Annotated in this window: 18 protein-coding genes; 15 read left to right on the forward strand and 3 right to left on the reverse strand. The window is 51.7% G+C overall.

Annotated elements, in window-relative coordinates; all coding sequences use genetic code 11:
- The first annotated feature begins 367 nt into the window (after positions 1-367).
- The 5 genes from Q7V48_11845 to Q7V48_11865 all read left to right on the forward strand — a co-directional run bounded on the left by Q7V48_11845 (position 368) and on the right by Q7V48_11865 (position 8,619).
- Entirely contained in the window at positions 368-1,342 is a 975-nt protein-coding gene (locus Q7V48_11845; GenBank protein MDO9211418.1) for an ROK family protein, read from the forward strand.
- A 29-nt stretch (positions 1,343-1,371) separates the two neighbouring features.
- Positions 1,372-1,845 (forward strand): RpiB/LacA/LacB family sugar-phosphate isomerase, encoded by a 474-nt coding sequence (locus Q7V48_11850; GenBank protein ID MDO9211419.1) that lies wholly within the window; start codon positions 1,372-1,374, stop codon positions 1,843-1,845.
- Positions 1,842-3,539 carry a glucose-6-phosphate isomerase gene (locus Q7V48_11855; GenBank protein ID MDO9211420.1) on the forward strand — a complete coding sequence of 566 codons (1,698 nt, stop codon included), beginning with the start codon at positions 1,842-1,844 and terminating at the stop codon, positions 3,537-3,539. The genes Q7V48_11850 and Q7V48_11855 overlap by 4 nt, the downstream gene beginning before the upstream one ends.
- Positions 3,540-3,915: 376 nt before the next feature.
- A complete protein-coding gene (carB, locus tag Q7V48_11860; protein ID MDO9211421.1) occupies positions 3,916-7,116 on the forward strand; it encodes a carbamoyl-phosphate synthase large subunit in 3,201 nt (1,066 codons plus the stop codon).
- 120 nt (positions 7,117-7,236) lie between these two features.
- On the forward strand, positions 7,237-8,619 hold the full coding sequence (locus Q7V48_11865) for an amidophosphoribosyltransferase (protein MDO9211422.1): 1,383 nt from the start codon (positions 7,237-7,239) through the stop codon (positions 8,617-8,619).
- 92 nt (positions 8,620-8,711) lie between these two features.
- Here the strand turns inward: Q7V48_11865 and Q7V48_11870 are convergent, their stop codons facing one another.
- The gene (locus Q7V48_11870) at positions 8,712-9,809 is read right to left on the reverse strand and encodes a DUF2786 domain-containing protein (GenBank protein MDO9211423.1); all 1,098 of its coding nucleotides are present in this window, start codon (positions 9,807-9,809) and stop codon (positions 8,712-8,714) included.
- Between the two features lie 151 nt (positions 9,810-9,960).
- Positions 9,961-10,458, reverse strand: a complete 498-nt coding sequence (locus tag Q7V48_11875; protein ID MDO9211424.1) for a flavin reductase — start codon at positions 10,456-10,458, stop codon at positions 9,961-9,963.
- 188 nt (positions 10,459-10,646) lie between these two features.
- On the opposite strand from Q7V48_11875, the gene tsaA reads away from it, so the two are divergent.
- The 10 genes from tsaA to Q7V48_11925 all read left to right on the forward strand — a co-directional run bounded on the left by tsaA (position 10,647) and on the right by Q7V48_11925 (position 16,793).
- On the forward strand, positions 10,647-11,126 hold the full coding sequence (gene tsaA / locus Q7V48_11880) for a tRNA (N6-threonylcarbamoyladenosine(37)-N6)-methyltransferase TrmO (protein MDO9211425.1): 480 nt from the start codon (positions 10,647-10,649) through the stop codon (positions 11,124-11,126).
- A gap of 99 nt (positions 11,127-11,225) precedes the next feature.
- A complete protein-coding gene (gene eno / locus Q7V48_11885) occupies positions 11,226-12,512 on the forward strand; it encodes a phosphopyruvate hydratase (protein ID MDO9211426.1) in 1,287 nt (428 codons plus the stop codon).
- A 26-nt stretch (positions 12,513-12,538) separates the two neighbouring features.
- Positions 12,539-12,784, forward strand: coding sequence for a hypothetical protein (locus tag Q7V48_11890; GenBank protein ID MDO9211427.1), 246 nt, complete (start codon positions 12,539-12,541; stop codon positions 12,782-12,784).
- 25 nt (positions 12,785-12,809) lie between these two features.
- Positions 12,810-13,523 carry a VTT domain-containing protein gene (locus tag Q7V48_11895; GenBank protein MDO9211428.1) on the forward strand — a complete coding sequence of 238 codons (714 nt, stop codon included), beginning with the start codon at positions 12,810-12,812 and terminating at the stop codon, positions 13,521-13,523.
- Between the two features lie 50 nt (positions 13,524-13,573).
- Positions 13,574-14,404, forward strand: a complete 831-nt coding sequence (mutM, locus tag Q7V48_11900; GenBank protein ID MDO9211429.1) for a bifunctional DNA-formamidopyrimidine glycosylase/DNA-(apurinic or apyrimidinic site) lyase — start codon at positions 13,574-13,576, stop codon at positions 14,402-14,404.
- Between the two features lie 123 nt (positions 14,405-14,527).
- Positions 14,528-15,223, forward strand: a complete 696-nt coding sequence (locus Q7V48_11905; protein ID MDO9211430.1) for a Crp/Fnr family transcriptional regulator — start codon at positions 14,528-14,530, stop codon at positions 15,221-15,223.
- Positions 15,224-15,372: 149 nt separating this feature from the next.
- Entirely contained in the window at positions 15,373-15,933 is a 561-nt protein-coding gene (locus Q7V48_11910) for a TlpA disulfide reductase family protein (protein ID MDO9211431.1), read from the forward strand.
- A gap of 149 nt (positions 15,934-16,082) precedes the next feature.
- The gene (locus tag Q7V48_11915) at positions 16,083-16,298 is read left to right on the forward strand and encodes a DUF1858 domain-containing protein (GenBank protein MDO9211432.1); all 216 of its coding nucleotides are present in this window, start codon (positions 16,083-16,085) and stop codon (positions 16,296-16,298) included.
- A gap of 13 nt (positions 16,299-16,311) precedes the next feature.
- Complete coding sequence (locus Q7V48_11920) at positions 16,312-16,482, forward strand: 4Fe-4S binding protein (GenBank protein MDO9211433.1); 171 nt, start codon at positions 16,312-16,314, stop codon at positions 16,480-16,482.
- Positions 16,483-16,574: 92 nt separating this feature from the next.
- A complete protein-coding gene (locus tag Q7V48_11925) occupies positions 16,575-16,793 on the forward strand; it encodes a NifU family protein (GenBank protein ID MDO9211434.1) in 219 nt (72 codons plus the stop codon).
- Positions 16,794-16,797: 4 nt separating this feature from the next.
- Here the strand turns inward: Q7V48_11925 and Q7V48_11930 are convergent, their stop codons facing one another.
- The gene (locus Q7V48_11930) at positions 16,798-18,798 is read right to left on the reverse strand and encodes an FAD-dependent oxidoreductase (GenBank protein MDO9211435.1); all 2,001 of its coding nucleotides are present in this window, start codon (positions 18,796-18,798) and stop codon (positions 16,798-16,800) included.
- Between the last annotated feature and the right edge of the window lie 171 nt (positions 18,799-18,969).

The raw sequence follows: 18,969 nt of genomic DNA on the forward strand, positions 1-18,969 counted from the left end.
CTTGGCGGGACCTCCCCGCCCGAACCACAATAAAAGTAACCACCCAAAAAAACTGGGGGTGGGCAAGTAAAATTTGCTGTGTGGACACTCAATTTCCATACCGGATAAAATAATTTGGGATTTAGGTGTACAATTAGGAAAAATGTGGAAAGGAAGATATGATGTTTTTCGAATCAAGCATTGTGAAGCTTATGGACACCATGGTAAACTTATTTATATTTGTTAAATCCCCATGGCTCTTTCACATCCACCGATGATGAAAGGCCCCCTACGGCCCCCGTAGTAAAAAAGGGGTGAAGGGATTGGAAAGTTAAATTTAACCTTTGAAATGGGATGATGAAAACTTATCCCTTCGGGGAAACCGATCATGGATTCATCAGACTTATGGGCCATCGGAGTTGATTTAGGGGGTACCAAAATAGAGGTAGCCCGGGTAGATGCAGACGGGAACCTGCGCCAAAGAACTCGGCGCCCCACCCAGGCGCATAGAGGTCCAGCTGCGGTAAAAGCCGATCTGGTTGCGGCCATAGAAGCCCTAAAAAATAGCGCCAGCCCATTACCGGTTGGGATAGGTGTGGGTGTGGCCGGCCAAATTGATTCGCTGCGTGGTACGGTGCGTTTTTCCCCAAACTTAGGCTGGCACGATGAACCTTTCCAGGAGGACCTACAACAAGCCCTGGGCCTTCCGGTCGCCGTTACCAACGATGTCCGGGCGGCCACCTGGGGTGAGTGGCTTCATGGGGCTGGTCAGGGATGCGCTGACCTTATCTGCCTCTTCGTGGGAACTGGCATTGGAGGGGGAGTCGTGAGCAGTGGGCAAATGCTATCCGGCTGCAGTAACAGCGGGGGTGAGCTTGGTCATATAACCATTGACCTGAACGGCCCGCCCTGTCGATGTGGAAACCGGGGCTGCCTGGAAGCTCTGGGAGGTGGCTGGGCCATTGCCCAGAACGCCCAGGAATTGATTGCGGCGGATCCAAATGCTGGCGCTTCCATGCTGGAGATAGCCGAGGGAAAATTGGAAGCGGTAACGGCCAAAATCGTTGCCCAGGCATCCCAAAAAGGAGATCCCCTGGCGCTCCATATTATCGACGAAGCAACAAAAGCCCTCATCGCCGGAGCCGTGAGCCTGGTTAATGCCTTTAACCCCTGTCGCTTGATCCTGGGCGGAGGGGTGATCGAAGGACTGCCGGAACTTGTCGACCGGATTGCCCAGGGGGTACGACAGCAGGCTTTGAAGACGGCCACCGAATCCTTGCAAATCATATTGTCTCGCCTGCATAATGATGCCGGCGTCGTCGGGGCAGCCGCTCTGGCCATGCGTTCCATTCAGAAAACTTGAGGCAAAATATTTTTGTGGAGATAAAGATAATGCGCGTGGGGATTGCGGCAGACCATGGGGGTTTTGATTTGAGAGAGCAGATAGCCGAGGCATTACGGGCGGCGGATTACGAGGTGGTGGACTTTGGAGCTCAAAAGCTGAATCCGGCGGATGATTACCCTGATTTTATCACCCCCATGGCTAAAGCTGTCGCCAGGGGAGAGGTGGACCGGGGAGTAGCCGTCTGCGGCAGCGGAGTGGGGGCGTGCGTAGCTGCCAACAAAATTCCGGGTGTGCGGGCGGCCTTGATTCTGGACGTATTTTCTGCCCACCAAGGGGTAGAGGATGATGACATGAACGTAATTTGCCTCGGGGGAAGGGTAACAGGATTCGCGCTGGCTTGGGACCTGATCCAAGCTTTTTTAACTGCCCGTTTCATCGGGACAGAGCGTCATCGACGCCGTTTAAATAAAATCGCGGCGCTGGAGAATGAGGGGGAACGGAAAGGAAAGAAAAATTCATGACCGGTCAGATATTGAATATAGGCGGTCATATGGCCGCGGTCAGGGAGCGACTCCGCAGCCTGGAAGGGGAGCAATTCAGCCTGCGTCTGTGGCGGAAGGATCCCAGCCCCTGGAAGGCAGACCCAGAGAACCAGAAGGGTATCCGTAATGCTCTAGGCTGGCTGCATGTGGCCGAGAAAATGGAAGCAAGCCTGCACGACCTTTCTAAATTCGTCGCTGAGATACGGGCCGCCGGCTTCCGTCATGTAGTACATATGGGCATGGGGGGCAGCAGTCTGGCACCCCTGACTTTTCAACGGATATTCCTACAGTCCCCGGAGGCCCTTCCCCTAACTGTCCTGGATACTACGGACCCGGTTTCGATCCTCAAAATCGAGAGAGAAGTTTCAGTCGGGGAGACTCTTTTTATCATCGCCAGCAAGTCGGGAACGACTGCAGAACCCCTGGCCTTCGGGGAATATTTTTATGCAAAAGTTGAGGCTTACAAAGGCAATCGGGCCGGAGAGAACTTTGTGGCCATCACTGACCCGGGTACCCCGCTGGTGAAGCTGGCTCAGGAACGGGGATTTCGGCGGACTTTTTTAAGCTTTCCGGACATCGGCGGAAGGTATTCCGCCCTATCCCATTTCGGACTGGTGCCAGTAGCCTTAATGGGGATTAACGTTGCCGAATTACTGCATCGTGCCCAGCAGATGGCCCATTCATGTGGCCCTTCCGTACCGGTGCAAGAAAATCCCGGAGTGATCCTGGGCGCAGTGATGGGCGAACTGGCTCTCCGCGGGCGGGACAAATTAACTTTATTGATGCCGGAATCCATCGCCACCTTAGGGTTATGGTTGGAACAACTCCTGGCAGAAAGTACAGGCAAGGAAGGAACGGGGGTTTTGCCTGTGGACCATGAACCCCTTGGTTTTCCCTCAGCCTTCGGGAAGGATCGGCTTTTTACCTACATGCGGCTGAAGGATGAAGTGGATGTAAACCTGGAACGATTGATCGACGAATTACGGAAAGCCGGCCAGCCAGTGGTAACCATCCAGATGAGTGATCGCCTGGATCTGGCACAGGAGTTCTTTCGCTGGGAGATGGCCACGGCTGCTGCCGGGGCCATTCTGAGGATTAATCCCTTTGACCAGCCCAATGTGCAAGAGAGCAAGGACAACACGAACCGCCTGCTGGATCGGGTCCGCCAGGACGGGAAATTGCCTGAGGTGACGGCCACTTTAAAAGAAGGGCCCCTGAGCTTCTATACGACGGAAAAAGCCCAGAATGCCAAAGACCTACTTAAAACATTTTTGGCCCAAGCGCGGCCGGGCGATTTTTTTGCCCTGCAAGCGTACCTGCCCGAAGGGCCCCCGATCACCCAGGCCCTACAAACCATGCGCAAGCACTTGCGAGACCGGCTGGGTTTGGCCACAACCCTGGGCTACGGCCCCCGTTTCTTGCATTCTACCGGACAGTTCCATAAAGGAGGTCCGAACACGGGCCTGTTCCTGCAACTGACTGCCGACGATGCCGAGGATGCTGCCATTCCTGGAACATCTTATACTTTTGGCCTTTTTAAACGAGCCCAGGCCTTGGGGGATTTGGAGGCTCTTAAAAAACACGGCCGGAGAGTCATCCGGGTTCACTTAGGGGCCGATATAATCTATGGGTTAGAGGCTTTGTCCCAATTTTTTAAAAAGGCTTGGGAGTGAAATCCAAAGCGGGAAAAATTTAAAAAATCTAAATTTGTAAAAGCAACAGCGAGCTGGCATTGGTAAGTGCCCAATATTATAGCGGCCTGGTATCAATTTAGCGTTTTGAAAAGACACGCTAAATTTCTTTGAAAAGTGAAAATTGCAAATTGAAAAATGCAAATTTTCTGTAAAACCCTAATTATTTTGAAATTTTCAATTTAACTTTTGCATTTGGCATTGAACTTTAGCCAAATTTTTCAAAGAGCTAAAGTGTTACGCAGCCTGGTATATTTTATATCATTTTTTACTTGACACCCAAGCCCCTTCCTTTAATAATCCACCTGGTTTAAAGTAAAACTTATAGAATCAACGGAGGAAAAAGAAAGGAAACTGTATGCCCAAGCGGGATGACTTAAAAAAAATAATGATTATTGGATCCGGCCCCATTGTGATTGGACAAGCATGTGAGTTCGATTACTCGGGTACCCAGGCCTGCAAGGCTCTGCGGAAACTGGGTTATAAGATTGTCCTGGTGAATTCAAACCCGGCGACCATCATGACCGACCCGGGAATGGCTGATGCAACTTATATCGAGCCGCTCAACCTTCAGGCCCTAACTGAGATTATTGAAAATGAAAGGCCGGATGCCATCTTGCCGAATCTGGGTGGCCAGACCGGCCTGAACCTCACCTCGGAACTTGCCCGGGCAGGCGTTCTCGCCAAGTATGGCGTAAAGGTGATCGGTGTTCAGGTTGATGCCATCGAGCGGGGAGAGGACCGGATTGCTTTCAAAGAAACCATGAACCGACTCGGCATTGCAATGCCGCAAAGTGCACCGGCTTTCAGCGTGGAGGAGGCCGAAAAGGTCGCCGCTCAGCTCGGTTACCCGGTCGTGATTCGTCCGGCCTACACCTTGGGGGGCACAGGCGGCGGGATGGTTTATAACCTTGAAGAGCTGCGCACAGTGGCCAGCCGCGGGATATCGGCCAGTCTCGTAGGGCAGATCCTCGTTGAAGAATCAGTTCTTGGTTGGGAAGAGCTCGAGCTGGAAGTGGTCCGTGATGCCAAAAACCAGATGATTACGGTCTGCTTTATCGAGAATGTAGACGCCATGGGGGTGCATACGGGTGACTCTTATTGTACGGCCCCTATGCTGACCATCGATCCCGAACTCCAGAAGAAGCTCCAAAAATACTCTTACGACATTGTTGAAGCCATCCAGGTGATCGGCGGAACGAATATCCAGTTTGCCCATCATCCGGAAACCGGTCGGGTGGTGGTGATCGAGATCAATCCCAGGACTTCCCGTTCCTCTGCCCTGGCCTCCAAAGCAACGGGTTTCCCCATTGCCCTGATTTCTTCCATGCTGGCTGCTGGCCTGACCCTCGATGAGATCCCCTACTGGCGGGAGGGAACGCTCGATAAATATACTCCCTCAGGCGATTATGTAGTGGTCAAGTTTGCTCGCTGGGACTTCGAAAAATTTCCCGGTGCCGAAGACAAGCTGGGCACGCAGATGCGGGCCGTCGGGGAGGTCATGGCTATCGGTAAGACTTACAAAGAAGCGCTCCAGAAATCGATCCGGTCCCTGGAGAAAGGCCGCTACGGCCTTGGCTTTGCCAAGGATTTCCACAACCGGACGCTCGATGAACTGATGGATTTTCTGGCCGAACCGTCGAGTGAGCGGCAATTTATCATGTATGAGGCTTTGAGGAAGGGAGCCTCTATCGAGGCTCTTTACAAGAAGACTTACATCAAGCCCTGGTTCATCGAGCAGATGAAGGAGCTGGTGGAACTGGAGGAAAAGATCCTCCTGCACAAAGGTAAAAACCTGCCCGATGATTTACTAAAACAGGCGAAGAAGGATGGGTTCTCGGACCGTTACCTTTCCCTGCTCCTCAGCATTCCGGAAAAAGATATTCGAGGGCGGCGTATCGGGTTAGGCCTAAACCAGAGTTGGGATGCCGTGCCGGTAAGCGGGGTAAAGAACGCAGCCTATTACTACTCCACGTACAATGGGCCGGATAAGGTTGGGGTAAGCAATAGGCGGAAGATTATGGTTCTGGGTGGAGGGCCCAATCGAATTGGGCAGGGGATTGAATTTGATTACTGTTGCGTCCATGCCGCCTTTACCCTGCGGGATGAGGGCTACGAGTCCATCATGGTCAACTGCAATCCGGAGACCGTTTCCACAGATTATGACACCTCCGATAAACTCTATTTTGAGCCCCTCACCGTAGAGGATGTGTTGAGTATTTACCAGAAAGAAAAGCCTGAAGGGATTATCGTGCAATTTGGCGGTCAGACCCCCTTGAACATCGCCAATGAGCTGGCCCGGGCAGGGGTCAGGATCATCGGTACATCGCCGGAAACCATCGATCTCGCAGAAGATCGCGACCGGTTCCGCCAGATGATGGGCCGTCTGGGCATTCCGATGCCCGAATCCGGTATGGCCAGCACCCTCGATGAAGCCATTCAAATTGCCCAACGGATCGGCTACCCGTTGATGGTTAGGCCTTCGTATGTCCTTGGTGGACGGGGCATGGAAGTGGTCTATGATGAGGGAATGCTAAAAAAATACGTGGCCGCGGCTGTCGGTGTGACCCCCGAACGCCCGATTCTCATCGATAAATTCCTGGAAAATGCCATTGAGACTGAGGCCGACGCCATCGCCGATGGTACCGATGCCTTTGTACCCGCGGTCATGGAACATATCGAACTGGCGGGCATCCATTCGGGTGATTCCGCCTGTGTGATTCCGCCTATCAGCATCCCTCGCCGGCATCTCGATACGATTTATGAATACACGAAAAAAATCGCCATTGAATTCAAAGTGGTGGGGCTGATGAATATTCAGTACGCGATCGCCAATGATGTGGTCTATATTCTGGAAGCGAATCCCCGCGCCTCCCGAACCGTTCCTTTGGTTTCCAAGGTATGCAACATACCCATGGCCCGAATCGCCACTCAGATCATGCTGGGTAAACCATTATCCCAATTAAACCTCAAACCCCAATCCATTACCCATTTTGGGGTCAAGGAGGCCGTCTTCCCTTTCAACATGTTGCCGGAAGTTGACCCGGTTCTTGGGCCGGAGATGCGCTCCACGGGAGAGGTCCTGGGACTGGCGGATTCCTTCGGCCTGGCCTTTTTCAAGGCGGAAGAAGCCGCCCAGCCGATTCTTCCCGCCCAAGGGACGGTCCTGATTACGACAAATGATAAAGAAAAAGGGGGTGCCATGGAAGTTGCCCGCGAGTTCAAAAAACTCGGCTTCAAGATCAAGGCTACCAACGGAACCTATCGGTTCCTGAACAAACACGGGATTGAATCCGAACCCATTCTCAAGATGCATGAAGGGCGACCCAACATTGTCGATGGAATCAAAAACGGGGAAATTCAACTGGTCATCAATACCCCGATCGGCAGACTGGGCTCGCACGATGATTCTTACATCCGCAAGGCCGCGATTAAGTATAAGATTCCCTACATCACTACGATTGCCGCGGCCGTTGCGGCAGCGAAAGGGATTGCCGCCGTCCGGCAGGGCCACGGCCGGGCGAAATCGTTGCAGAAATACCATGCGGATATCAAGTAAGAGAAACGAAAGTTGTGAGGTGGGAGTTGGGAGTAGTAAGTACATACTGGTTTTGACAACTCCCAACTTACGACTCCTGTATTCTGTATTCTGCATTTCTATTAGAGAGGTTATAGAGAGATGAAATCTGGGCAAGAGAACTGCGGTGTCTTTGGAATTTGTTCCTCCTCGGAATGTGTCGAGGACATTTATCAGGGGATTGATTTTTTGCAACACCGGGGCCAGGAATATTGCGGTATTGCCACTTTCGACGGGAAAATCCATCAAATTACCCACTATGGTAAGGTGGGAAATACTTTTCCCGACCCTGAGTTGCGGACCTTGACAGGAACCAAGGGCATCGGTCACGTGAGTCTCAGGGAACGTCAGCCAGTGATGTGGCAATCAAGGATGGGAGAAATTTCCGTGGCCTTTAGCGGCAATATCATTAACGCCAGCGGGCTCATTGAGGGGATGAAAGACCGCGGCCATGCTTTCTACCGCAGCTATAATGTCGAGGTGATTGCTAAAATCATTATCGAGGCTGGAGATATCGTCTCCGGCATCGGTGATCTCTCCCGCAAGATTATCGGGGCCTACTCTTTGGTCGTTCTGAGCCAGGAGGGCATCTACGCCACTCGGGATGTGTACGGATTCCGACCTCTCATTCTTGGGAAGGATGCCAACAGGTATGCGGTGAGCTCAGAGTCACGGGCCCTGCAAAACCTGGAAATGGACGTTGTGCGGGACGTGCGACCGGGTGAAATCGTCCTGGTCCATAATAAAGGATTTCAAACCCTGCAACAGCTTGATTCTCCCCGCAAGGCCCATTGCGCTTTCGAATGGGCCTATACCGCCAGCATCGATTCCATCATCGATGGCCTCTTTGTTCAGGAGGCTCGCAACAACTTGGGGCAAAGCCTGGCCCAACGGGACATAGATGAAGGAGGGCTGGAGGCGGACATCGTGGCGCCGGTTCCCATGTCTGGAATCGGCCATGCCCTCGGCTACCATAAGCGTTCCGGTGTTAATTACCAGGAGGTTTTTCTCTATAACCGTTATGCTGACCGCAGTTATACCCAATCTACCCAGAATGCCCGGGAAAAGATGGCCAAACGCAAGCTTTCGGTTCTGCGTTATGCCGTGGAGAACAGGCGGATTATCCTCTGTGATGATTCGATCGTCCGGGGGACTCAGATCCTCCACAAGGTGCGGGATCTAAAAAAAGCAGGGGCCAAAGAAGTCCATGTGCGTATTGCCTGCCCCCCGCTCATGTATCCTTGCGACTTCGGCATTTCCACCCGTTCTTACGAGGAACTGGCCGCCCGGCAATTTTTTCGATCCGGGGACATCACCTCATTGCAACAGTTGCAAGGATTAGAGGCCTGGGTGGCCAACCACATCGGCGCCGACTCGGTCAAATACAATAGTATTGATCAATTCGTAAATGCTTTAAGAATTCCGAAAGGGGACCTATGCCTGAAATGCTGGGACGGTATCCGGCCCAGCACCGAAGCCCCCTGAGATCCATCGGTACGGCGGAACCCTTTCCTATTCAAGGGTGGAAACCTATCTTCTTCTCACCGTTACTTTTCCCGGCGCGGAATGAATTCCTATTATGATCCGATCATAAACCCTCTGGTCTTGCCTTGATCCACGATCGCTTTAAAAACTACCAGGTTCTTCCCCACGTTCCTACCGTCTTTAATTACCTTGATGTCCCGGAGGGAATTTCCCGCTCTGACTTTGGCGGTATGGGGGTAGCGATAGGAGAAGTATTTTTTCAAAAAGGGATCTTCCATCTTCAGCAGGGTGAAGGGGTTAGAATTCTTTTTCCTCTCAGCCCTTGTGGATTCGAGTTTCAAGCGAAAGCCTTCTATGATACCCAAGGCAAAATCAGTCTGGCGATGGCGGTTTAATCCTTTGTCGTGATTGTAGGTTGTCCACTGAGAACGGATAAACTGGCGGACAAAATCATAGACATAATGGGCCAGTTTTATGTTGGGGAGGGTGCCGCTGATCTCCAAAACCCTGCCCATTTTCCCTTTTGTCGGCACATAAGCCGATACCCAGATCCCGCCCACGAAATAAAAGGCCAGTAACAAATTCGTCAGGGAATAATCTTCGGGAAAATGACGCAAGGCGGGCTGGCCTAAGAAAACGCTGGCCAAATCTCGATCTTCCTCCCGTTTCCATTTGTCGATATTGTACTTGGCAATCAATTCGTGGGCCTTGGCCATGGCCGCGTCCGCTTCGTGCCGGTCAGGACTCTCGGCCAGGGCCAGGAGTTTTTTAACCCGCAGCAGCATTTTATCGGAAGCAGGGGATGTTTCCCGGAAAATCCGTTCATCCAAGGGCCGGTAATTTCCCGAGGCTTTGGGGTCGGCCCGAAGTAGGTGGCAGGCCAGTTGGAATTGAGGGCCGTGAGGTGGTTCGTGGTGGGCACCCAGCACTTCTTCGGCCATTTGATGGGCCATTTCATGCAGGAGGACTTCCCGCACCGCATCCCAAGAATGGTCGAGAACAAGGGCGCGGCTCAAGGAGATCTCCCGCTTTTCTCCTGACCAATAACCCCAGCGCTTTTTCACGTCCCGGAGACTGAACAGAGGAACACGCATCCTTTCCCGGTGGGAAGGGCTTAAAAGCCATCGGGCTTTTTCCCACTCGCAAGAAAGTCCGTGGAGAATACGCCTTTCCAGTTGCTCTTCGGTCAGTATTTTGTTTTGATCCCGTGCTGTAAAGAAGAACCTTTTTTGATGTTAGAGGATTGCTTCCTCTTCCCCCACCCCCTTGAAAAACGGATGGTGGGGGAGGGGAGATTTTCACCGTTCTTTAGCTGCGGACCCTTGCTGAGGTGATTCAAGGTCATTCGATGAGAGAACAGGCTGTGATCTCTCCGAAATAAAGGGTATGATAATCTTTTGCGGGGTAGATTTGCTCCAGGTCATTGGCCAGGAACCTCGGATCCATGGGGGTTTTGTAAATGATTCGGCATTGATAATGGTATCCAGGAATCTCGAGAAGTGGAGAACTTACTTTTTTCGATTTTATAGTTCCGAAATGGCACTCTTTGAATTTATCAAAATTCTTCCCTGACTTGGATCCGCAGAAATTGATTTCTTTTTGCATATTTCCGGTCGGAATGCTTACCGAAAAACTATCGGCTTCTTCAATAATGCCATAAGTAAAGCGACTATTCCTGACCGCGACCAGCATGGTGGATCTTCGCCATATATACCCGAACATAGCCCAGCCGATCGTCATCACGTTTTTACGATCATGCGCCTGAACGACCAAAAAAGCTCCTTCCTGGATCCGTTTCATATTCATCTGGGCTACTTCCTGTTCCTGCACGTCCTTCATGGGTTTTTCTCCTTTCGTTCCTTGAATCGCGTTCCTTATCCCATTGATGAGAATAGACGCCTGACGGATGGTTGTCAAGTTTTTCTGGAGAAGTTTTGCAGGCCTATGTGGTTTCATATTGAAACAGGTAATTTAGGGTGGTATATTTAACCAGAAGAGAAGAAAATATTCAAAATAGGGAGAAAAGTGTGGAAAGGATTGGGCGTTTGAAGACCATTACCCTAAAGCCCATCGGAAAAGTGAAGAACTCTGTGCGCAAGATGAGGCGGGAAGGATGGGAATCGGTGGTGTCGGAAATCATCCTCGAACCGAAGTATGAAGAGGCGCTGGAGGGAGTGGAAGAATACTCTCATCTCCTGATCCTTTTCTGGTTGAGTCGACTGCGCAAGCCTGCGAGGGAATTGAAAAAGATTCATCCCAAATCGCGCCAGGACCTTCCCCTGGTTGGAATCTTCTCCACCCGCACCCAGTACCGTCCCAATCCCATCGGTCTGACCCAGGTGAAGTTAGTGGGGCGCAAAAAGAATATACTTCGGGTCCAAGGGTTGGATGCGGTGGATGGCACTCCCGTGCTTGATATCAAACCCTTATCTCCTCGTGACGAATGTCCCTCCAAGGTCCGGGTACCCGCATGGTATCATCGCTTGTGGGCAGAGCCAAAAATTTAAGGGTTCTTTACACCATGATTCCTTGCGGCCGACTGATGCCAATCATGGGATGGGTAAAAAATGATGGGAAGAGAGAGGATGAGAAAGGAGGCACCGGCAATGACAAAAATCGTTGAAGTCAAGGCCAGGGAAATATTGGACTCCCGCGGGAACCCCACGGTAGAAGTGGAAGTCTATCTTTCCGGGGGCTCAAAGGGGAGAGCGGCCGTCCCTTCCGGAGCCTCCACCGGCGAAAGGGAAGCACTGGAACTCAGGGATGGAGATCCGCAGCGCTTCCACGGCAAAGGGGTGCGCAAAGCCGTGGAGAATGTGGCCAAGATCATCGCCCCCAAGGTAATCGGATTGGAAGCCCTGGATCAGATAGCTTTGGATCGGCGAATGATTGAGATGGATGGAACGGAAAACAAATCGAGGCTCGGAGCCAATGCGATCCTCGGCGTTTCCATGGCCGCTTGCCGCGCTGCAGCGCAGGCGCTGGGAATTCCCCTCTATCGCTATTTAGGAGGGGCCGGAGCTCGAGACCTTCCCGTCCCTCTGATGAATTTCATCAACGGGGGCGCCCATGCGGACAACGCCTTGGATATCCAGGAGTTCATGGTGGTTCCGGCTGGAGCGAAGAATTTTGCAGAAGCCCTGCGGATGGGAGCGGAGATCTTCCAGCAGTTGCGCCAGATCCTGAAAAAGAAAGGGTACAGTACTTCGGTGGGGGATGAAGGAGGCTACGCTCCGCGCTTGGGATCCAACGAAGAAGCCCTGCAGTTAATCATAGAAGCAATTACCCTCTCCGGCTACCAACCGGGCCAAGATGTTTTTTTGGCCCTGGATTCAGCGGCCAGCGGTTTTTACCAAGGGGGGGGGTATATTTTCAAAACCGGTAAAGAGAAAAAATTTTCCAGCGAAGAGATGATCGATTTTTACGAAAACCTACTGGAACGGTATCCCATAAAATCTTTGGAAGACGCCCTGGCCGAGGACGACTGGGAAGGTTGGGAGAAATTAACTCGGCGCCTGGGCAAGCGGGTCCAGATCGTCGGGGATGATATTTTCGTGACCAATCCCAAAATTTTTCGCAAAGGAATCGAGAGAGGAGTGGCCAACTCGATCTTAATCAAGTTGAACCAAATCGGGACGGTCTCAGAGACCCTGGAAGCTATCGAGATGGCCAAGCGGGCCAAATACACGGCCGTTGTCTCTCATCGCTCCGGAGAGACAGAAGATTCCTTTATTGCCGACCTGGCCGTAGCCACGAATGTTAGGCAGATTAAGTCCGGCTCAGCCAGCCGCAGCGACCGGATGGCCAAATATAATCAGCTTTTGAGGATTGAAGAAGAACTGGGGGAAGCAGCGGTCTTCGCCGGAACGCAGGCTTTTTATAGTATCGGGTAATAATAGAGGGAGAAAAGGGGATTTTTATGAAAAAATGGGAATACCAGATTACCCGTTACCAGCTGCAGAATTTGACGCAGGGAGAAGAAATCCGGGAGGCAGCGTTTTATTGTGATAGCAAAGGACAGTGCCTCCTTCATGACACAACGAAGGAAACAGCGGACATCATCCGGGATGTCTTTAACGAAGAAGGGAAGAAAGGATGGGAACTGGTTCAATTTGGGTACCATCTGGGGGAGATCTTATGTGTGTGGAAACGATTGGCGGAATGAAGGGGAAAAAGCTGGAGAAGGCAGTTTGAAGAGAATTTTCGTCATCGTTTTCCTCGTCGGCTCAATCGGCGGTATCATCGCCGGGTTGGTGTATCTTTTTGTCCATTGGCCCCAGAATTGGGCTTTTATGAACGGGATGGCCTTTCACGGAAACATCGGCCGCCTCAAAACCTTTATTCTGTCTTTTGGCTTTTGGGCGCCGCTGATTTCCGCCTTTTTGATGATCTCTCAATCCGTAATCCTTTTCCTCCCTGCCTTTCCCATCTTCGTGGTGAACGCCTTAGCTTTCGGACCCATTTGGGGAACTCTTTTGTCCTGGAGCAGCGCGGTCTTAGGGTCGATCATCTGTTTCGGTATCGCGAAAACCCTGGGCCGGCCGGTCGTTCAACGCCTGGTGAATAAAGTGCACCTGGAAGCGGCGGACGCCACCCTGAAACGGTATGAAAAATATATCATCCTTCTTTTCGGTTTCCTCCCGGTGATTTCTTTCGATGTGATCAGTTACGCCGCGGGCCTAACGATCTTGGCCTACTGGGAGTTCATTCCGTTGGTTTGCATCGCGCAGGTTCCCAGTGCCCTGTTTTATTCTCTTTTAGTGAATAAGATCGATAGAGGAACTCTGGATGCCTATTGGATAATCGCCGCCAGCCTTTTCTTCCTGGTAGGTATCGGAAGCTTGGCCTTCCGGGCTTTGCTCGGGCGCCGAAGGCGGAGGGCGATTCCCCATACTCCATTTTGAAACCCCATTCTTTCCTACGGTATATCATTCATACCAAGAAGGGAATCTTTATGCCCGAGCTACCAGAAGTTGAGACCATTGTTCGCGGACTTAGGGATAAATTAACCCACCTAAGATTTTCCAAGGTCGCAGTGAACCTAAAAAAATGTGTCCAAGAATCGCCGCGGTTTTTCGCCTCTTCCCTGGAGGGGAGAAGAATTCTCCTTGTGGAACGACGGGGGAAAAATATCATCATCCGCCTGAGCAGGGGGAAGACCTTGCTGATCCACTTGCGCATGACGGGTAGGCTAAGGTTGGTCCCGGGGCATGCTCCCATGGAAAAGCATACGCATGTAGTTTTTTCCTTTAGAGGCCACCCTTGGCAGCTTCGTTTCCTGGATTCGCGTCAATTCGGCAGGCTTTCGGTGGAGAAAAGCGGGGCGGGGGAGAACTTGGATTCGCTCGCTGATTTGGGGCCTGAACCTTTGGAAATCTCAGCGAAGGAGTTCGTCGCCCGCGTCCGTTCCCTGCGCCGGGCGATCAAACCCATGCTTCTGGACCAGCACTTCTTAGCCGGGGTGGGCAATATCTATGCGGATGAAGCCCTGCATCGGGCGCAAATTCATCCCCGGCAGCGGGTTGAGTTGTTGGAAGAAAAAATCCTCCTCCGGCTCTACCATGCTCTGCGCCAAGTCTTGCGAGGGGCCATTCGAGCCGGCGGGACTTCCGTCCGCACCTATGTGGATGCCAACGGATCTGCGGGGGGGTTTCAAAAATTACTTCGGGTTTACGGAAGAGAGGGAGGAGCCTGCCGAAGCTGCGGCGCATCCATCCTACGGGAAAAAGTGGGCGGAAGGTCGACTTTTTATTGCCCCCGCTGCCAGCCCATCTGGCCGGTATAAGTTCAACAAGAGGCAGACTCAAGAAAGATCGTTCCCTATTCGGAAAATTTATTGCATAAAAACCCTCCCTCGTTTTAAAATAAATATTAGGCCAATTCTTGACTTACCGGTGAGCGAGGGCTTATGGACCGACTGCAAATTTTAAAAAAATCAATTTTCTTTTCCTCAGTTTCGGAAGCCACCCAGAAAGAAATCAGTCGGCTTTTTATGGAGGAAAAATACCAGCGGCATGACTACATCTTTTTTGAGGGCGATGGGCCGGAGTGGTTTCATATTGTCAAAGAAGGAAAGGTGAAACTGGTCAAGCACTCGAATACCGGCAAAGATGTGATCCTGCAGGTCTTCGCTCCCGGGGATATGTTTGGGGAAGCTTCTCTCTTTGACCGCAAACCCTATGCCACCTCTGCCCAAGCGATGGAACCTTCGATCATTCTGAAACTTTCCCGGAAAGATTTTTTATATTTTTTTGGGCGACACCCTTTTGTGGCCACGGAGATGATCATGGAGTTGGGCCAACAACTGCGCGAAGCTCACGCCGCCATCAAAAGCCTGGCCGTGGACCGGGTGGAACAACGTATCGCCAATATTCTGCTAAAGTTAGCCGATAAATTGGGTACTCCTGCGGAGGGCGGAACGCTACTCAACCTCTCCCTGACCCGGCAGGACCTGGCCGATATGGCCGGAACAACTGTGGAGACAACCATCCGGGTTATGAGCCGGTTCACCAAAACCAAGATTATCAAGCCTGTGAACGGAAAGATTTTCATTCTGAAGCCTGAGGTTTTACAAAAAATCTCCGAAGGGAAAGAAAGCTCTTAACCCATCCCGCACCGCTTAAAAATTCAATCGGCAGACCGCCTTCTTATCCGTCTTTTTACAAAAAGAAGATAGTCGCAGGGTAATACTTTCTTGTTCGATCATCTAAGAAAGCCCGGATACCGGATTGCATTTTTTGGGCGATATCGATTATGATGAAAAAGATGAAATCAAAGCAATTTATATTAATCATTTCCGGTGTGCTCTTTCTCGTTTTGGCCCTGGCTTTCGGCTTATTTGATATTCCCGGAAACAAGCCTAAAAGAATCGAATGTGTCGGAGAAGATATGATGGCCCCGCCTTTCACCCTCTTGGATCTGAAAGGGGAAAAGGTAAATTTCGCAGATTTCCGGGGCAAAGTGATCCTCCTCAATTTTTGGGCAACTTGGTGCCCGCCCTGCCGGGAGGAGATCCCCTATTTCAATGAACTTTACAGCCAATATAAAAAAGACGGATTGGAGGTCATCGGAATTTCCCTGGACCGGGGTAATCCCGTTGATGTCCAGAGATTTCTGGATAAGATGGGGGTGCAATACGTCAACCTGATGGGCAATGACGAAGTCCTGGAGGTTTTCAATAACATTCCAGGTATGGGGCCGATTCAAGGGATCCCCATAACATTCCTGATCGACCGCAAGGGCCAGATTTGCCGGAGATTTATCGGGTTAACCCCTAAGCGGGCATTCGAGGAAGCCATCAAACCACTCTTTTAGAAAAACATGATTTAGATCATTTTTCCGGTAATCCATAGTGATAGGGTAGGGCAAAGCGTTGCGGGCTGCTTTGAATTTTTCGATTGGACTGGAAAGTTTCCATTGATAAATCGTCTATTACAGATAAAATTTGTGGAGGTTTGAGGGTTATGACGGAAGGGAAACGAAGGATAGACAAAGAAATGAATATAGGCGAGATTCTCGACAAGTACCCCGAAGCCCGGGAGGTTTTTCAGAAGCACTTCGGCAAAGGGTGTTTTAACTGTCCGGGTTCCCGCCTGGAGACGATTGGTTTCGGAGCCCTGATGCATAACAAGGATGCCAATGAGATTGTAGAAGAGCTTAATGCCAAAATCAAAGTTTAAAGGAGGAGGGAAGATGCCCCACAAAATCACGGACGATTGTATCATGTGCGGAACCTGCAAGGAAGAATGCCCGGCCGAGGCGATCAGCGAAGGGGATCCCAAATACCAGATCAATCCTGAATTATGTACCGACTGTGCTGCCTGTGCCGATATTTGTCCGGTGGAGGCTTGCGTCCCGGAATAAGAAATAGTGTCCGTGATGTGGGTCAGTGTCAGCGATTTGGAAATTATTGACACTCAAGGTTATACTGACACTGTATTTATAAGGAGATACCTATGCGGGAAAAAGTGGAAAAAGCGATCGAAGAGATCCGCCCTTTTTTGCAGGCTGACGGAGGGAATGTCGAATTAATCGATGTACAAGAAGGGGTGGTCAAGGTGAAATTGGTGGGGGCTTGCGGTTCATGTCCCATGTCTCAACTAACCTTGAAACGGGGCATAGAAGCGCGGCTCAAAGCCCAGATTCCAGAAGTCAAGGAAGTCGTGGCGGTTTAATCATTTATAAGGTCCTTCCTACCGCCAAGCCTTCGGCTACAGCTTCCAGAGCCTTGCGCGGGGCTTTGGCGTCCCCAATCAGGTAAATCTCCGACACCCGTTCCTTGAGCCTTTCATAAAGGTCGTTTACGGCCCTGGTCCCTGTGGCAATGACGACTGTATTCCCCCGAATAAGTATTTCATTTCCTTCGCGATCGACGATCACACCCTCGGCGGTGATTTCCTTAGCGTTAGCGTTGGTCAAGGTCTTAACGGAATGACGGGCAAGATCCTGGCGGATCGTCCAGCGGGTGCTGAGGCCAATGTCCTGTCCGATTGATTTCAGCATTTCCACTACGGTGATTTTTTTTAACCCCTGGTAGAGGAGTGAATGTAAGGTCGTAAAACTCTCTGCCTGGTTGAACATCAAAAAGTGCAAAGTGTCAGGGTGGAGTGTTCCTTTCCGGGCCAGGAAAAGGGCGGTTTCCAACCCGACGGCCCCCCCGCCGATGATGATCACTTCTTTCCCGGTGTCTACTTGCCCGGTCAGGACGTCCCAGGCCATGACTACATTGGGCCGGTCCACTCCTTTGATGTCGGGTCGGAGAGGCTCCGCGCCAGTGGCGACGATGACCACGTCGGGTTTTTGCGCTTCAACGTCTGGGGGGGTAACCGCGGTACGGGTGTGCACGGCCACGTTCAACTTTGACAACTGCTTTTGCAGGTAGTTCACGAAGGTGAGGAATTCGTTCCTTCCGGGAGGCAGGGCCGCCAGGGAAAGCTGCCCCCCTAACTTTTCATTCTTTTCGTAAAGGCGGACCTCATGACCCCGCAGGGCAGCGACCCGGGCGGCTTCCATGCCCGCCGGGCCCCCTCCAATCACCATGACCTTTTTTCTCCGGGTGGCTGGCTCGATGGTCAGTTTTGCCTCGGCACCCGCACGGGCGTTCACCAGGCAGGTTACAGGCTTGCGGTCGAAAATGGTATCGAAACATCCCTGGTTGCAGGCGATACAGTAATTGATTTCATCGAGACGCCCGGCTATTGTTTTGTTCGGGAGTTCAGGGTCGGCAATTAACCCCCGGGCGAAGCCGATAAGATCGGCTTGACCATCCCGGAGGATTTGGTCGGCCAGGAGAGGATCGTTAATCCGATTGCAGGCCATAACAGGGATGGAAACCGCCTGCTTAATGCCCTGGGCTAAGTAGACGAAGCCGCCGCGGGGCAAACCCATGGTAATCTGCGGAACGCGAGTCTCGTGCCAACCCCCGGTGACATTGATCATGTCCACCCCCGCCTTTTCCAACTCCCGGCAAAAAATTTGGGTTTCTTTGTTTTCCAACCCGCCTTCCATGAACTCATTGCCGGCGACGCGGAAAATAATCGGAAAATCCGGTCCCACCTCCTGGCGCACCTCCCGGGCCACCTCCAAGCCGAAACGCATGCAGTTTTCATATTCTCCCCCATATTCGTCTTTACGTTTATTCACCAGGGGCGAAAGAAACTGACTGATGAGGTAACCCGCCGAAGCAATCACCTCCACCGCATCGAACCCCCCGCGCTTCAGGCGTCCAGCCGCCAAGGCGTAATTCCGCTGCACTTGCTTGATTTCCGGGATGCTGAGTTCGCGCGGCGTCTCACCGGTAAATTTTGAGCGCACGGGCGAGGAAGAAATTGACTGCCGGCCGCCCATGAGCAGGGAATGGGCATAACGTCCAGCATGGTAAAGCTGGCCGGCAATCTTGGCGCCATGGGCCTGAACGGCTTTGGCCAGTTGCGAAAGACCGGGGATAAATTTATCATCGCGGACGCTGATCATATCCGCAGCCCCGCTGAATTCATCGATGGTGCAGCCTCCGATGATGATCATGGCCGCTCCCCCTTGGGCGCGCTCCCCAAAATAGGCGGTGTGGTGGGGAAGGAGCATCCCGTCCCAAGAGGGAAGAAAATGCATGGCCGACATGACAATACGGTTTTTCAGTTCCATCCGGTTGACTTTGATGGGGGTAAAGAGCATTTTTAACATTTTCGACTTCTCCCACGTTTGGAAATTAAAATTTTCTGCGCAAAAAAAGGAAGATCAAACTAATATCGCGTCCCGGAAGTTCGTTTCATAATTCATAACTTATCACAGGGGCCGAGCAGAGGACCGCTGCGCTTGCCAAAATGAGGCGCTGATTTTCCCCGGGATGGAGCG

The organism is Deltaproteobacteria bacterium, assembly GCA_030654105.1.
Taxonomy (GTDB): domain Bacteria; phylum Desulfobacterota; class SM23-61; order SM23-61; family SM23-61; genus JAHJQK01.

Bases quoted from the DNA above. Each gene is read 5' to 3' on its own strand.
- Q7V48_11845 (MDO9211418.1), top strand. From the start codon at position 368: ATGGATTCATCAGACTTATGGGCCATCGGAGTTGATTTAGGGGGTACC.
- Q7V48_11850 (MDO9211419.1), top strand. From the start codon at position 1,372: ATGCGCGTGGGGATTGCGGCAGACCATGGGGGTTTTGATTTGAGAGAG.
- Q7V48_11855 (MDO9211420.1), top strand. From the start codon at position 1,842: ATGACCGGTCAGATATTGAATATAGGCGGTCATATGGCCGCGGTCAGG.
- carB (MDO9211421.1), top strand. From the start codon at position 3,916: ATGCCCAAGCGGGATGACTTAAAAAAAATAATGATTATTGGATCCGGC.
- Q7V48_11865 (MDO9211422.1), top strand. From the start codon at position 7,237: ATGAAATCTGGGCAAGAGAACTGCGGTGTCTTTGGAATTTGTTCCTCC.
- Q7V48_11875 (MDO9211424.1), bottom strand. From the start codon at position 10,458: ATGAAGGACGTGCAGGAACAGGAAGTAGCCCAGATGAATATGAAACGG.
- eno (MDO9211426.1), top strand. From the start codon at position 11,226: ATGACAAAAATCGTTGAAGTCAAGGCCAGGGAAATATTGGACTCCCGC.
- Q7V48_11890 (MDO9211427.1), top strand. From the start codon at position 12,539: ATGAAAAAATGGGAATACCAGATTACCCGTTACCAGCTGCAGAATTTG.
- mutM (MDO9211429.1), top strand. From the start codon at position 13,574: ATGCCCGAGCTACCAGAAGTTGAGACCATTGTTCGCGGACTTAGGGAT.
- Q7V48_11905 (MDO9211430.1), top strand. From the start codon at position 14,528: ATGGACCGACTGCAAATTTTAAAAAAATCAATTTTCTTTTCCTCAGTT.
- Q7V48_11910 (MDO9211431.1), top strand. From the start codon at position 15,373: ATGATGAAAAAGATGAAATCAAAGCAATTTATATTAATCATTTCCGGT.
- Q7V48_11915 (MDO9211432.1), top strand. From the start codon at position 16,083: ATGACGGAAGGGAAACGAAGGATAGACAAAGAAATGAATATAGGCGAG.
- Q7V48_11920 (MDO9211433.1), top strand. From the start codon at position 16,312: ATGCCCCACAAAATCACGGACGATTGTATCATGTGCGGAACCTGCAAG.
- Q7V48_11925 (MDO9211434.1), top strand. From the start codon at position 16,575: ATGCGGGAAAAAGTGGAAAAAGCGATCGAAGAGATCCGCCCTTTTTTG.
- Q7V48_11930 (MDO9211435.1), bottom strand. From the start codon at position 18,798: ATGTTAAAAATGCTCTTTACCCCCATCAAAGTCAACCGGATGGAACTG.